Annotated in this window: 9 protein-coding genes and 3 pseudogenes; 5 read left to right on the top strand and 7 right to left on the bottom strand. The window is 61.1% G+C overall.

The window, feature by feature from the left end:
* Nucleotides 1-14: 14 nt before the first annotated feature.
* Nucleotides 15-484 (top strand): annotated as a pseudogene (locus tag DMX12_RS09175) (LysR family transcriptional regulator); the annotation flags it as partial.
* Between the two features lie 30 nt (nucleotides 485-514).
* Here the strand turns inward: DMX12_RS09175 and DMX12_RS09170 are convergent.
* Nucleotides 515-1,449 (bottom strand): annotated as a pseudogene (locus tag DMX12_RS09170) (recombinase family protein).
* 216 nt (nucleotides 1,450-1,665) lie between these two features.
* Between DMX12_RS09170 and DMX12_RS09160 the strand changes: the two are divergent.
* A pseudogene (locus DMX12_RS09160) lies at nucleotides 1,666-2,049 on the top strand (transposase); the annotation flags it as partial.
* Between the two features lie 288 nt (nucleotides 2,050-2,337).
* Here DMX12_RS09160 and DMX12_RS09155 read toward each other — a convergent pair.
* The 4 genes from DMX12_RS09155 to DMX12_RS09140 are packed head-to-tail and all read right to left on the bottom strand — an operon-like array spanning nucleotide 2,338 to nucleotide 8,063.
* Nucleotides 2,338-3,573 (bottom strand): TolC family protein, encoded by a 1,236-nt coding sequence (locus tag DMX12_RS09155; RefSeq protein ID WP_003089075.1) that lies wholly within the window; start codon nucleotides 3,571-3,573, stop codon nucleotides 2,338-2,340.
* Nucleotides 3,573-3,875 carry a DUF3240 family protein gene (locus tag DMX12_RS09150; protein WP_003288512.1) on the bottom strand — a complete coding sequence of 101 codons (303 nt, stop codon included), beginning with the start codon at nucleotides 3,873-3,875 and terminating at the stop codon, nucleotides 3,573-3,575. Before DMX12_RS09150 ends, DMX12_RS09155 begins: the two co-directional genes overlap by 1 nt.
* The gene (locus DMX12_RS09145) at nucleotides 3,868-6,951 is read right to left on the bottom strand and encodes an efflux RND transporter permease subunit (protein WP_003089077.1); all 3,084 of its coding nucleotides are present in this window, start codon (nucleotides 6,949-6,951) and stop codon (nucleotides 3,868-3,870) included. The genes DMX12_RS09150 and DMX12_RS09145 overlap by 8 nt, the downstream gene beginning before the upstream one ends.
* Nucleotides 6,951-8,063: an efflux RND transporter periplasmic adaptor subunit gene (locus DMX12_RS09140; protein WP_003089078.1), complete on the bottom strand. Its 1,113-nt coding sequence runs from the start codon at nucleotides 8,061-8,063 to the stop codon at nucleotides 6,951-6,953. The genes DMX12_RS09145 and DMX12_RS09140 overlap by 1 nt, the downstream gene beginning before the upstream one ends.
* A 370-nt stretch (nucleotides 8,064-8,433) precedes the next feature.
* On the opposite strand from DMX12_RS09140, the gene DMX12_RS09135 reads away from it, so the two are divergent.
* The 3 genes from DMX12_RS09135 (at nucleotide 8,434) to DMX12_RS09125 (ending at nucleotide 10,830) form a co-directional block, all read left to right on the top strand.
* Entirely contained in the window at nucleotides 8,434-9,108 is a 675-nt protein-coding gene (locus tag DMX12_RS09135; RefSeq protein ID WP_003288515.1) for a heavy metal response regulator transcription factor, read from the top strand.
* Complete coding sequence (locus tag DMX12_RS09130; protein ID WP_003089080.1) at nucleotides 9,105-10,499, top strand: heavy metal sensor histidine kinase; 1,395 nt, start codon at nucleotides 9,105-9,107, stop codon at nucleotides 10,497-10,499. The genes DMX12_RS09135 and DMX12_RS09130 overlap by 4 nt, the downstream gene beginning before the upstream one ends.
* Before the next feature lie 124 nt (nucleotides 10,500-10,623).
* Nucleotides 10,624-10,830 (top strand): hypothetical protein, encoded by a 207-nt coding sequence (locus tag DMX12_RS09125; RefSeq protein WP_003089081.1) that lies wholly within the window; start codon nucleotides 10,624-10,626, stop codon nucleotides 10,828-10,830.
* A 98-nt stretch (nucleotides 10,831-10,928) separates the two neighbouring features.
* On the opposite strand, the gene chrA is transcribed toward DMX12_RS09125, so the two are convergent.
* Both chrA and DMX12_RS09115 read right to left on the bottom strand, forming a co-directional pair.
* Nucleotides 10,929-12,296 (bottom strand): chromate efflux transporter, encoded by a 1,368-nt coding sequence (gene chrA / locus DMX12_RS09120; protein WP_003089083.1) that lies wholly within the window; start codon nucleotides 12,294-12,296, stop codon nucleotides 10,929-10,931.
* Nucleotides 12,289-13,230: a chromate resistance protein ChrB domain-containing protein gene (locus tag DMX12_RS09115; RefSeq protein WP_023095846.1), complete on the bottom strand. Its 942-nt coding sequence runs from the start codon at nucleotides 13,228-13,230 to the stop codon at nucleotides 12,289-12,291. Before DMX12_RS09115 ends, chrA begins: the two co-directional genes overlap by 8 nt.
* Between the last annotated feature and the right edge of the window lie 76 nt (nucleotides 13,231-13,306).

Below are 13,306 nucleotides of genomic sequence, written 5' to 3'. Positions count from 1 at the left end.
CTCGGCATGCCCCCTATTACCGTGCCATCCGCTCGGCTTTCGCGGTATTGCACAGCGCCACCGAGCATGTGCGCGAGAAGTCCGTCATGCGCCAGGTGACCATCAGCTTGATTCCGCTGTTTGGCATCAACCTGTTCATTCCGAGGCTGGTCGAGTTCCTGGCGCAAAACCCGGAACTGGACATCAACGTCACCTACGCAAACCACCGCAGCTATTCCAGCGAACCAGCCACTGGCCGGGCAATCACAGCGAGCCGCTGATCTCGGGTGCCGTCTCGCCCTATTGCAGCCGCGAATTCCTTCAGCGCCACGCCCCCATCGACTCGCCCCAGGCCTTGAGCCAACTGCCGTTGCTGCACGACGAAGAACGCGGCACCTGGGCCGAATGGTTTCAAGTCGCCGAGGTCAAGCACGCCAGTGCGCTCAATGGCTTGCTGCTCGAAGACGGGCAACTGGCGCTGACCGGCCTGGGTTGGGGGTTTGGGGAGCAATGGAACCAAAAACCAACGTAAGCCCTACCACCTGCGCTCGGTGCCTTCTTCCCAGGCATCCGCCTCGATGAAGCAGTTGCGCATGTCGGCTTCCTGGCTGATCTCGGTCAGCAGGTCGTGCACGGTCTTGTCCAGCTCGTCGTCGCTTCGATACGAAATGGCCAACTCGTAGTGGCCCGACTCCAGCCGTTTCATGCCGTAGGGTTCCAGGCAGTAGCGCTCGATGTTCTCCTTGGCCCGTTTCCGGCCGCGCACGAACTTGCTGTTATTCACCACAGCCAGGCGCAGGGTGACGGTGGCCACCCGCTCGACAGCGGGCGGCTCTGCCGGCGATGACGACGAGGCCGTGATCTGCTGATCGCGTGACCGGGCGCTCTTCTGGTATGCGCCGATCTCGACACCCCGGTGGCGCAGGTAGCTGTACAGTGTGCTCTTGGAGATGTGTAGCTTCTCGCCGATGGCGCTGACGCTCAGGCGACCCTCGCGGTACAGCGTTTGCGCCGCCATGGCGGTGGCCTCGGCCTTGGCGGGCAGACCCTTGGGACGGCCACCGATCCGGCCCCGCGACCGTGCGGCCGACAGGCCCGCCTGAGTCCGCTCGCGGATCAGCTCGCGCTCGAACTCGGCCAGCGAGGCGAACAGGTTGAACACCAGGCGGCCTTGGGCATGGGTGGTTCGATGGGGTCATTCAGGCTCTGCAAGCCGACCTTACGCTCTGCCAGCTCGCCGACCAGCTCGACCAGGTGCTTGAGCGAGCGCCCGAGGCGATCCAGTTTCCAGATCACCACGGCATCACCCGGACGCACGTTGGCCAGCAGTTTGTCCAGTTCCGGACGGGCGCTTTTCGCGCCGCTGGCGATGTCTTGGTAGATGCGTTCGCACCCGGCCTGTTTCAGGGCATCGACTTGTAGGTCGGCTTTCTGATCCCGAGTGCTCACTCGCGCATAACCGATCTTCATCAAAAGTACCGTTTACTCGACTACGTTAGTAATAGTTGAACTTTGATAAAGCGTACCAGTTATTTGAACCGTAGCGTGGGGAGCTTAACGAACCGAGCCATTCCTCGATAGAGTTCGGCAAAACCTTGGTTTTCCCGAACTAACCAGACGCCACAAGGGTTTGCGGGCAGGCGCTGGGCTTAAGTGCACTTTCTGTTCCGTTGCTCCCCAAACCCCGATATCACCCAGGTCGACAAACTGCTGCACGGTAACGAGAACGTCGTCTGCGCCGATGCCGGCTACACCGGCGTCGAAAAGCGCCCCGAACATGCGGGCCGCGAAGTGATCTGGCAGGTCGCAGCACGCCGCAGCACCTACAAGAAGCTCGATAAACGCAGCGCCCTGTACAAAGCCAAGCGCAAGATCGAGAAGGCCAAGGCACAAGTGCGAGCGAAGGTCGAGCACCCGTTTCGAGTGATCAAGCGCCAGTTCGGTTACGTGAAGGTGCGCTTCCGTGGCCTGGCCAAGAACACCGCTCAGCTGGTGACGCTGTTCGCGCTGTCGAACCTATGGATGGCGCGCCGACATTTGCTGACTACCGCAGGAAAGGTGCACCTGTAATGCGGAAAATGGCTGCTGCGAGGTGCTCGCGGCGGCCAAAAACGGAGAACTGAGCGGGTTACCTGGTCGATTTTGATCGACGGCCCGCTTTCAAAAGCAGCAAGGGCTGAAGTCGACCGGAAATACAGGGTTACTTCAGACCTTCCCTTATTGAGATAGGACGGCCGTTTATTATTCAGCTGTGGTCACTGGCCGTTTCCTATCATTGCTGCCGAAAACTAACCGGAGCATGAGTAACTCATTACGATTCTGAAAGGTTGCCCGGCCTATGCCGGGCAACGCAACAACTCAGCTTTCGTCCAACCCCCATATCCAGTGGGCATCGATCAACAGCGACAGATGGGTGCGCAGCGTATCCGCGTGGGCCTGCAGGGCGCTGGTAGACGATGCGACGGCTTGCCGGCGAGCCAGCAACAACGACTGCAGATCCACCTCGCCCAGTTCGTAGGCACGCTGCATCTGTGCTTCGTTCTGGGTCATGGCAGCGGCGCCATCCTTCGCGATCAGGTAGCTCTCGTAAGCACCTGAAGCCAGTTCGACGTCACGGGCAATCCCGGCTTCCAGCTCGCGTTTGGCCAGGTCGACATCCTCGCGAGCCGCATTCTCCTGGGCCAGCGCCTGGCTGTAGCGAGCACTGCGCGACCCGCTGGGGATCGGCATGCTGAAGCTGACACCGTAGATGCGCTCACGGTTGCCCTGCTCGGAGGCGGTGAATACCCCCAACGTAGGATCCGGCACCCTGTCAGCCTTCGCCCGGGCCGATTGCCCCTGATTTCTCAGCAGAGAGGCTTCGACCCGACGCAGCACATCGCTTTCGGCCAGGATCCGCTCGCGCCAGGTGTCGTACTGACCGAGTTCGGCCGAAGGAATGGGCAGATCAACCACTTTGCGCTCGATGCCAGGGAAGCGCCGCGACAGTGTTGCCCAGCTCGCAGCGGCTTTTATCTTGGCTTCGTTGCCTTGTCGCAGTTGCTCGGCCACTTCCGCCTTGACCAGGCTTACATCCAGCTTAGAGGCGTCACCCGCACGGTTGCGTTTTTCCGCCGCCGCCAGGCTTTCCTTGGCTGAGGCCAGGCCTTTATTGGCGATGGTGAGCGCGTGCTCCGACACCAGCCAATCCAGCCACAGGGTCATCAGTTCCCGCGCGGCTTCATGACGGACTTCGCCATAGGTGGCATCTGCCAATCGCAGCGTTGCCGAACTGATGTCCTGGTCGGCACTGGCCTTGCCAGGCAGGCGCACCGTGCGCTCGATACCCACGTTCCATTCGTTGTAGTTGGGGCCAGCGTCGGTACGCCGTTGCTGGCCGATTGCCGTGGCCGTCCATTCATAAGGCGAACGCCGGATGATGCCAGCCTCCAGCATGGCGGCATCCATGCTGGAGCGTGCCGAGGCCACGCGGGGATCGGCGTTGAGCAGCGACACCACCAGCGGCTTGGGCAGAATGTTTGCCGGAGCGGCAGGTTGCGCCACGGCCGTGCCACACACACTGATCAGCAGAGCCAGGGGAACAAGGCGCTTCATCACACGAACTCCCCAAAGTTACTGACCTGGACCGTCCAATAGCGCAGCCCGGTATTTGGAAACTCCTCCTTGAGGGATTGCAGCACCTCCGTGAGTTGCTGCCGTTCCACCACGAGTTGGATCTGCACAGCCTTGGCCCGCCCCATGACACGCTCCATCGGATTGAGTGCCGCGGTGGACAGCCCGTGCGCCGCAACCGGTGTGCTGGTGAAGATCTGGTTCCCCGTCACGACCAGGAGGTGGTCGATGAGCTTCTCCTCCAAGCTTGGGGTGCAGAGCAGCGTCAACCAGGTATCAGGCATCTTTGGCCTCCTTTTTCGCGTGGGCGAATCGCAGATAGAGAATCGGGAGCAACATGAGGGTGAGCGCGGTGACGGTGATCAAACCGCCGATCACCACGATGGCCAACGGCCGCTGGATCTCGGAGCCGGGCCCGGTAGCGAACAACAGTGGGACCAGACCGAAGGCGGTGATCGAGGCGGTCATCAGTACCGGGCGTAACCGGCGACGGGCACCCTGGAGCACCACTTCCCGCAGTGGCAGGCCTTCGCCATGCAACTGGTTGAAGTAACTGACCAGCACGATGCCGTTGAGCACCGCGATACCCAACAAAGCGATGAACCCCACCGACGCTGGCACCGAGAGGTACTCGCCAGTGACCCACAGCGCGACGATGCCGCCCACCAGGGCGAAGGGGATGTTGCTGAGGATAAGCAACGCCTGGCGCACGGAGCCGAAGGTCGAGAACAGCAGGACGAAGATCAGACCAAGCGCCACGGGAACGACGATGGACAGCCGGGCAGCCGCACGCTGCTGGTTCTCGAACTGGCCGCCCCAGCTGATGCGATAGCCGTTGGGCAGTTCCACCTGCTGAGCCACCAGCGCCTTGGCCTCCTCGACGAAGCCGACCAGGTCACGACCGCTGACGTTGGCGATCACCACGCTGTAGCGGCTGCCCATTTCCCGGTCGATCTTCACCGGGCCATCGGCACGCTCCAGTCTCGCCACGCTGCTCAGCGGAATGGTCTGGCCATCCGGCGTGGTGATCCGCACCGCGTTGAAGTCCGCCGGCGACGTGCGCACCGACTCGTCCGAGCGAATGAGGATCGGCGTGCGCTGGTTGCCTTCGATCACCAGGCCGGCCTGCTGGCCTTCGATCTGCACGCGCAGTGCATCCTGGATGGCCTCGACGCTCAGGCCGAAACGGCCAGCCTGCAGCCGGTCGATCTCCACGCGCAGATACTGCACACCGTCGTTCTGCACGGTGTAGACGTCCTGGTTGCCCTGCACAGTCTTGAGCAGCGACTCGATCTTGCCGCCCAGTTGGCTCAGGGTGCCCAGGTCAGGGCCATAGATCTTCACGGCGAGGTCGCCGCGCACACCGATGATCATCTCGGAGACGCGCATCTCGATGGGCTGGGTAAAGCTGTAGCCGATACCCGGCATTGGATCGAGCACCTTGCGGACCTCGTCCATCAGCTCTTCCTTGGTGTCCATCCGCCATTCGCTCATGGGCTTGAGCAGCAGGTAGGTATCGGTCTGGTTCAGGCCCATGGGATCAAGACCGATCTCGTCGGAACCGGCCCGCGCCACGATGCCCCGGATCTCCGGGACCGCTGCCATCAGCGCGGTCTGGATCTTCTTGTCCAGCTCGGCCGTCTGTTCGAGGCTGACCGATGGCAGTTTCTCGATACCCACGATCAGGTCGCCTTCATCCATGGTCGGCATGAAGGTCTTGCCCACCTGGGTGTAGACCAGGCCAGCGACGACCAACATGGCGCCAGCGATGATCGCGATCAGTTTCTGCCGGCCAAGCCCCCACTCCAGCACCGGGCCATAGATGCCCAGCAGCTTGCGGGCAAGCCAGGGGTCTTCGTGCTTGACCTCGCGCAGCAGGTAGGAGGACAGCACGGGGATCACGGTCAGCGACAGCAGCAACGATCCCGCCAGAGCGAAGACGATGGTCAGCGCCACCGGGACGAAGAACTTGCCTTCGAGGTCCTGCAGGGTGAGCAGCGGCAGGAACACCGTGATGATGATCAGGATGCCGGACGTCACCGGTACCGCGACCTCGCGCACCGCCCGGTAGATGATGTGCAGACGCGGCAGCTTGCCACCGGAAGGATCGGTGGCCAGACGCTGGACGATGTTCTCGACCACCACCACCGCGGCATCCACCAACATGCCGATGGCAATGGCCAGCCCTCCCAGACTCATCAGGTTGGCGGACATGCCGACGAAGCGCATCAGGATGAAGGTGATCAACGCCGCCAGCGGAAGTACCAGGGCAACCGTCAGCGCTGCGCGAACGTTGCCGAGGAACAGGGCCAGCAACACGATGACCAACACGGTGGCCTCGATCAGCGCCTTGGACACAGCCCCTACCGCTTTATCGACCAGCGACGAGCGATCGTAGAAGCTGGTGATGGTGATGCCTTTCGGTAGTGTGGCCTCCAGTTCCTTGAGCTTCAGTTGCACACCGGCGACCACTTGGCGGGCGTTGGCGCCAGCCAGGCCGAGCACCAGGCCTTGCACAGCCTCGCCCTTGCCATCCTGGGTCACCACGCCGTAGCGGGTCAGGGTGCCAAGGCGAACCTCGGCCAGGTCGCCAACCCGCACCGGGCTGGAGCTGTTGGAATTGACCACAACGGCCCGCAGGTCATCCAGGGTGCGGATGCTGCCCTCGCTGCGTACCAGCAGGACTTCGTCACCTTCACCCAGTCGGCCGGCACCGTCGTTACGGTTGTTGGTGTTGACCGCGTTGGTCAGCTGCTCAAGGCTCACGCCGCTGGCAGCCATGCGGATGGGATCTGGCAGTACCTCGAAGGTCCTGACCTGGCCACCGAGGGAGTTCACATCCGCCACGCCAGGTACGGTACGCAGCGCCGGCCGGATCACCCAGTCGAGCAGGCTGCGACGTTCGACCAGAGACAAGGTTGTACCGTCCACCGTGAACATAAACATCTCGCCCAGCGGTGTGGTGATCGGCGCCATGCCGCCACTGATGCCGTCCGGCAGGCTGTCGCTCAGGTTGCCGAGACGCTCGGAAACCTGTTGCCGCGCCCAGTAGATGTCAGTGCCATCCTGAAAATCGATGGTGACATCGACCAGGCCGTACTTGGTGACCGAGCGCAGGATCTTGGTCTTGGGAATACCGAGCATTTCCACTTCGATCGGCACGGCAATCCGGCTTTCAACTTCTTCCGGGGTCATCCCCGGTGCCTTCATGATCACCTTGACCTGGGTGCTGGCCACATCAGGGAAGGCATCGATGGGCAGCCCACGGTAGGCATACCAGCCCGCGCCGGTCAGCAACAGCGTCGCCAGCACCATGAACAGGCGCTGGGACAAAGAGAATTGGATAAGACGGCTCAGCATCACTCACCGTCCTCTTCAAGCCAGGCGCCTTTCAGCGCAATCACGCCGGCGACGGCAACCTGGTCCTGTTCGCTGATGTTGCCCTGGACACGGACCAGTTGCCCCGCGCTGACTTCGACCTTGACCGGGCGGGCTTCAAAACCGTCGGGCGTGCGGACGAACACCACGGAGTCGGTCTTGTTGCGAGCGACGGCAGACAGAGGGATGTCCCAGGATTTGCCAGCGGCCTGAACCGGGATCTCCACGGTGACGAGCTCGCCGGGACGCAGGGCGCCGTTGGCATTTTCGATTTCGGCGCGCAGCACCACGAACTGGCTGGTAGCCGAGAGGGTCGGGCTCAGGTTGATGACACGCCCATTAATGCCCTTGTCGACCACCGTTACGCCCGCGCCCGGCTGAATGCCAATACTGGCCGCGGCCGGAATCTGCACGTCCAGCCACAGCGCATCGACCTGGGTGATGTTCAGCAGCGACGTGGCACCGTCGACCCGCTGGCCGGGCCGGACCGAGATGTTGCTGACAATGCCGTCCTGAACGGCGCTGAGGGTGATCCTGTCGGAAGGAATCCCGGAGCGGATGACCTGCTCGATCATGGCCGGGGTCATTCCCGCCAGGGCCAGTTCGGCCTTGGTCTGCACCAGAGTCGCTTCCGCTTCCTTCAGCGTTGCCTGGGCTTCCTGCGCCCGACGCTGCGGAATGATGCCCTCATCGAACAGCTTCTGTTCCCGGGTGTAGGCCTGCCGGGCCAGCGTGGCGCGGGCAGATGCCTGCAACAGCTGGAGCTGGAGCTGGCTCATCGCCGGACTGGACAGGCGCACGACCGGCTCGCCTTTGCGAACGGCCTGGTACTCGCCCACCAGCAGTTGCACCACCACACCTTCAAGTGGGGAACTGACGATCTGCTCCGCTTTCGGAGGCACGACAACCTGGCCGGGATATCGCGTGCTGACCGTCTGTTTCATGCTTTGCACAGCAGACGTCTTGATACCCAGCGCTTGAATCTGTTCATTGGCGACAGAGAACTTCTCAGCACTCATGGCAGGCCCTGAAATAATAAAAGCGATGGCGAAAGAGAGCCCCTTTACACTGCGCAGATAATGTTCGTTATTCATCGAAAGTTCCCCGTGAAGCGCCATGACATGGGCATGCTTTAGACCTGTCTTTGAGGATTTTTAAATCGCAAGGCGAGCGCGGTCGCAGGACACACATGAGTAACCCACTCGTCTGCTGCACCCTTTGCATGGAAGGAGATTGTCGTAGACTCCTCTACAGGTTCGATTCTAGAGGGGGGTGACTATCAGGAACGTTACCGCTGAATTACAAATTTGAAGGATTCCACCTCCCTCCTGATTTTCGTTTTAAGATTGATTCATCGATGATCACCATGCTGGTTCGGTGCATGAGGCAATGACACTTCAAGAAATAAATGAATATTTTTTTATTTGACACCCGAATACTTTTTTAATTTGAGATAAACAAATAATGCGTGTTCTAGTAGTGGAAGACGAAGCCAAAACTGCCGAATATCTTCAGCAAGGGCTTACCGAAAGTGGCTATATCGTTGACCGGGCAAGTAATGGTGTCGATGCGCTGCACCTGTTCCAGCACAACACCTACGGCCTGGTCATCCTGGATGTGAACCTGCCCAAGGTGGACGGCTGGGACGTGCTCGACACGATCCGCAAGACCAGTCGGGTTCGCATCATCATGCTGACCGGTCGTGGCCGCCTGCACGACAAGCTGAAGGGCCTGGACGGCGGCGCCGACGACTATCTAGTGAAGCCGTTCGAGTTTCCGGAACTGCTTGCCCGCATCCGCTCGCTGCAGCGGCGTGGCGACAAGGTGGTGGACCACCCGACCTTGCGGGTCGCAGACCTTGAGCTGGATCCGGGTCGCCACCGCGCGTTCCGGGGTGACCTGCGCGTCGAGCTGACTACCAAGGAATTCGCCCTGTTGCGCCTGCTCATGAGCCACCCAGGGGAAGCCCTGACCCGCTCGCAGATCATTTCCCTGGTCTGGGACATGAACTTCGACTGCGATACCAACGTGATCGACGTGGCGATCCGGCGCCTGCGCGCCAAGATCGACGATCCGTTCGAGAACAAACTTATCCACACCCTGCGCGGTGTGGGCTATGTGATCGAGGAGCGTTCATGAAGCGCTTCAGCCTGGCCGCCAGGTTGGGACTCAAAGTCGGCTTGATGAGCGTGATACTGCTGGTGCTGCTCTCTATCGTGGGCTACCTGATGCTCGGCCAGGCGCTGGAGCGCACGGCGCAAAGCAGCCTGATCACCAAGATGGGTGGCATGGCCCATAACCTATCGACCGTCGCGGATCTGTCCGAGGTCACCGCAGACTCCCACCAGTTGGTCGACCTTGCGATGGGCCACAACAACCTGTTCGTCAGCATTTTCGATACGGCAAACAGCCGAATCCCCCTGCTGACCATCGGCTCGAAAAAGATAACCACCGAACTCACCAGCTTTCCTGCCAACGATCAAGTGGAGTTCTACGAGTGGAACAACGAACTGGGCATGCCCATGCTCAGCGTTTCCCAGCTCATGCGTCTGGCTGACGGTACCCAGGTCGGTGTGTACATGACCGTGGATGAATCCTCCGATGCCGAATTGCTCCGGGCGATGCTGAGCTGGGCCCTGATGGCGTCACCCTTCATCCTGGCGCTGATCATGGTCGTGGCCTGGTGGACGGTACGCCGGGGCTTGCTGCCGCTTACGCGCTTTCTGAAAGTCGCGTCGAAGATCTCCACCGACAACATGCAGCATCGGCTGCCTACCGACCGCTTGCCGATCGAACTGCTGGAGCTCGCGGACGGCATCAACTTTATGCTGCACCGCCTGGACGGTGGCGTGCAGCAGCTATCGCAGTTCTCGGACGACCTGTCCCACGAGTTGCGTGCTCCGCTCACTAACCTGATGGGCAAAGCACAGGTGGCCCTGTCACGACCACGCAGCTCGGAGGAGTACCGTGAGGTGCTGGAATCCTGCGCCGAGGAGCTGGATCGCATGAAAAGCATGGTGGCCGACATGCTTTTCCTGGCACATGTCAGCCAGCCTGCAGCCTTGGTGCAATTCGAGACGGTGGCACTGGTCGACGAGGTGCAGAGGGTCAGTGACTTGTTCAGCCTGAGTGCCGAAGAGAGCGGCGTTCGGCTCGATGTGTCAGGCAGTGTCGATGTGATCCAAGGCAATCGCCTGATGATTCAACGGGCAGTGTCCAATTTGCTCTCCAACGCCATTCGCTACTGCCCACAAGGGCAGGCTGTAGTGGTGAAGGTTCACCGTGAGCAGGAGCACATCAGGCTCAGCGTAGGCAATCCAGGCCAAGGTATTCCGGAAGAGCACCTGCCTCATCTGTTCGAACGCTTCTATCGGGTCGACAAAGGGCGTGCGCGCAGCGAGGGAGGCACAGGCCTCGGGCTTGCCATCGTGCGATCGATCATGAGCCTGCACCAAGGCGTGGCGAAGGTAGAAATAACGGGCTCGGGCTTTACCTGGTTCCACCTGAGTTTTCCGGTGAACCGTCTCTGAGCCCAAGGCGTCTTTCAACATTGTAATTCGCGCCTCACGTTGTCGTCAGAGACGCTTCTTTAAGCTTCAGGGGTATCGAAAATCTCACGATCCATTGAGATCCAAACCCCTGGAGTTTCTGAAAATGCGACTGACCCAAGCGCTTCTCATCGGTGTACTGGCTGTTGGTGTGACGACACCGGTATTTGCCGAAGATGGCTACGACCGCTCGATCGAATTCAACAAGAAATTCCGCGAGGACCAGAAACGCCTCTGGGGTGAAAAAGACACCGCAGACAAAGCCAAACCGGCAGAGACCAAAGAAAAGGAAAACGCTAAAAGCCCATCCTAGGCTCATGGATGTGCTGTTTCTCTACTTCCTCCTTCCCCCTCGATCTTGAGGCAGGCGCTTGACCGCCTGCCCCGGATCACCCTCAAGCGGCATCCTCCTCAACGCATCGACAGCTGGACCGCCAGCCCCGCCAGTGCACTCATCACCAGCACCTGGATCACACCGCGCTTGAAGTAGAACAGGGCAATAGCGGCGGCCGCGGCGATAAGTGCGGAGGCCCACTCGAATCCTCCCCCAAAGCCGTTGGGCCAGAGCACGTGGTAACCGAAGAACAACGCCAGATTCAGGATCACACCTACCACGGCGGCGGTGATCCCGGTCAGCGGCGCTGTGAACTTCAGTTCGTTGTGCGTCGACTCCACCAGCGGACCGCCGGCAAGGATGAACAGGAACGAGGGCAGGAAGGTGAACCAGGTGACCAGCACAGCCGCCACCGCGCCCGCCAGGAACGGATGGTCGGTGCCGAACATCGGGTGGATGTAGCTGCCAATGAAGCCGACGAAAGTCACCACCATGATCAACGGCCCCGGCGTTGTTTCCCCCAGGGCCAGGCCGTCGATCATCTGCGTGGGCGACAGCCAGCCGTAGTGACCGACCGCACCTTGGTAGACATAGGGCAACACCGCGTAGGCACCGCCGAAGGTGAGCAACGCAGCCTTGGTGAAGAACCACCCCATCTGGGTCAGAGTGCCTTGCCAGCCGAAGATGACGGTCAGCAACCCCATGGGGAGCATCCATAGCGCCGCACCGATCAGGATCAGCTTGAGCAGATAGCTCCAGCGGAAACGGGCATGCGCGGGTGGCGGTGTATCGTCATCGATCAGCGCAGGCCCGTAACTGGCCTTCCCGGAGCCATGCTTGCCAGCGGTCACGAACTTGTCCGGCAGCACTTTTCCGCCGATGTAGCCCAGCACGGCAGCGGCCAGAACGATCAGCGGGAACGGGACGTTCAGGGCAAAAATGGCGACGAAGGATGCTGCGGCGATCGCCCATAGCCAGCCATTCTTCAATGCCCGGGAACCGATGCGGTGCGCCGCATGAACGACGATCGCGGTGACCGCCGGCTTGATGCCATAGAAGATCCCGGCAACCACCGGAACGTTGCCGAACTCGATATAGACCCACGACAGCCCGATCAGGATGAACAGCGACGGCAGCACGAACAGCCCGCCAGCAATCACCCCGCCCCAGGTCCGGTGCATCAACCAACCGATGTAGGTCGCGAGCTGCTGGGCCTCGGGCCCGGGCAGCAACATGCAGTAGTTCAGGGCATGCAGAAAGCGCTTCTCGCTGATCCAGCGGCGACGCTCCACCAACTCCTGGTGGAGGATGGAGATCTGTCCTGCCGGCCCGCCAAAGCTGATGAAGCCGATCTTCAGCCAGAACAGCAACGCTTCGAACAAGCCCACCGGGGTCGCTGGCTTGAGGGGGGCTTCGCCCGTGGCCAGCGTCGTCGTTTCAGCCATGACCGTTTTCCTCGTTGGCAAAGGCCGCCAGCAGCCCGTCGAAGATGCCGTTTGCCGCTGCCATCAGTTGGTTGTCATCGGTAATGCTCTCGCGCAGGCCCGCCAGGACACGCTCGATGCCGGACGCTTCCGCAGGCTGGCTGCCACCGACATCGAGGTAGTGAACCAGCGCGGCGATGCGTGAAAGGCCTGGAGCCTGCAGCACGAAGCTGTCGATCAGGGTTTCGAAGGTGACGCGGTGCCCGACATGGCTGAACGCGGCGCCATCGAAGTCAAAGCCCAGTGCATCGGCGGGGCAGTCGCTCGGGGATTCCAGCCAGAGGATTTCCGCGCCGCTGTCGATGAAGCGCTGGATGAGCCAGGCACAGGCCAGCCGGTCGACCCAGGGACGTCGACGGGTTGCCCAGCGACGCCCCTGGTAATGACTGTGGTCCAGCAGCGTGACGGGATGATCCTGAATGTGCGGTTCATCAGGTGAGAGGGCACGGCTGATTGCCGTCTCCAGCGCTTCCAGCGCGGTCTCCGTCTGCTGCTTCGCAACGCCGGGGAAGAAGTCGATCAGGGCCAACTGGGCGAAGCTCTTGCGCAGTTTTCTGACCTGGCGAGCGACCTGCAGGGCGTTCTCGGGAAGCAGTCCCTCCCTGCACGCGGCGACTTCGTCGCGCAGCTTGCTGTACTCCTCACTCCGGTCGAACAGGCCGGCGAAGCGAGTTTCTTCGTCCGGGAATGCCAGCAGAAACGCAGTGCCGCCGCTGACCGTCACATCGCGCTCCACGGACTCGAACGCCTCGCGGCCCGCGTCCTGCTCAGGCAACAGGTACACACCGTCGCGCAGCACGGCAGCGCCGCAAGCCTTCAACGCCCGCCAGGCACGCATACGTTCGGTCGCGTTGGCCGTGGGGAGTGCCAACACAAGAAGAAGCCAATTTTTCATGTAGAGAATCAAACATAAAATGTATGAATCTCTACTTTAGCTCTGTTCTCAGGAAAATGCACTGCCGGGATGAGGG

This window comes from Pseudomonas sp. MB-090624 (assembly GCF_003205245.1).
GTDB lineage: Bacteria > Pseudomonadota > Gammaproteobacteria > Pseudomonadales > Pseudomonadaceae > Aquipseudomonas > Aquipseudomonas juntendi.
Note: the sequence above shows the minus strand (reverse complement) of the source record. Positions and strands in the feature narration are given on the sequence as shown.

What these genes read in the sequence shown, in the direction of transcription:
- DMX12_RS09155 (WP_003089075.1), bottom strand. Translation starts at nt 3,573, where the DNA reads ATGAAGCGCCTTGTTCCCCTGGCTCTGCTGATCAGTGTGTGTGGCACG.
- DMX12_RS09150 (WP_003288512.1), bottom strand. Translation starts at nt 3,875, where the DNA reads ATGCCTGATACCTGGTTGACGCTGCTCTGCACCCCAAGCTTGGAGGAG.
- DMX12_RS09145 (WP_003089077.1), bottom strand. Translation starts at nt 6,951, where the DNA reads ATGCTGAGCCGTCTTATCCAATTCTCTTTGTCCCAGCGCCTGTTCATG.
- DMX12_RS09140 (WP_003089078.1), bottom strand. Translation starts at nt 8,063, where the DNA reads ATGAATAACGAACATTATCTGCGCAGTGTAAAGGGGCTCTCTTTCGCC.
- DMX12_RS09135 (WP_003288515.1), top strand. Translation starts at nt 8,434, where the DNA reads ATGCGTGTTCTAGTAGTGGAAGACGAAGCCAAAACTGCCGAATATCTT.
- DMX12_RS09130 (WP_003089080.1), top strand. Translation starts at nt 9,105, where the DNA reads ATGAAGCGCTTCAGCCTGGCCGCCAGGTTGGGACTCAAAGTCGGCTTG.
- DMX12_RS09125 (WP_003089081.1), top strand. Translation starts at nt 10,624, where the DNA reads ATGCGACTGACCCAAGCGCTTCTCATCGGTGTACTGGCTGTTGGTGTG.
- chrA (WP_003089083.1), bottom strand. Translation starts at nt 12,296, where the DNA reads ATGGCTGAAACGACGACGCTGGCCACGGGCGAAGCCCCCCTCAAGCCA.
- DMX12_RS09115 (WP_023095846.1), bottom strand. Translation starts at nt 13,230, where the DNA reads ATGAAAAATTGGCTTCTTCTTGTGTTGGCACTCCCCACGGCCAACGCG.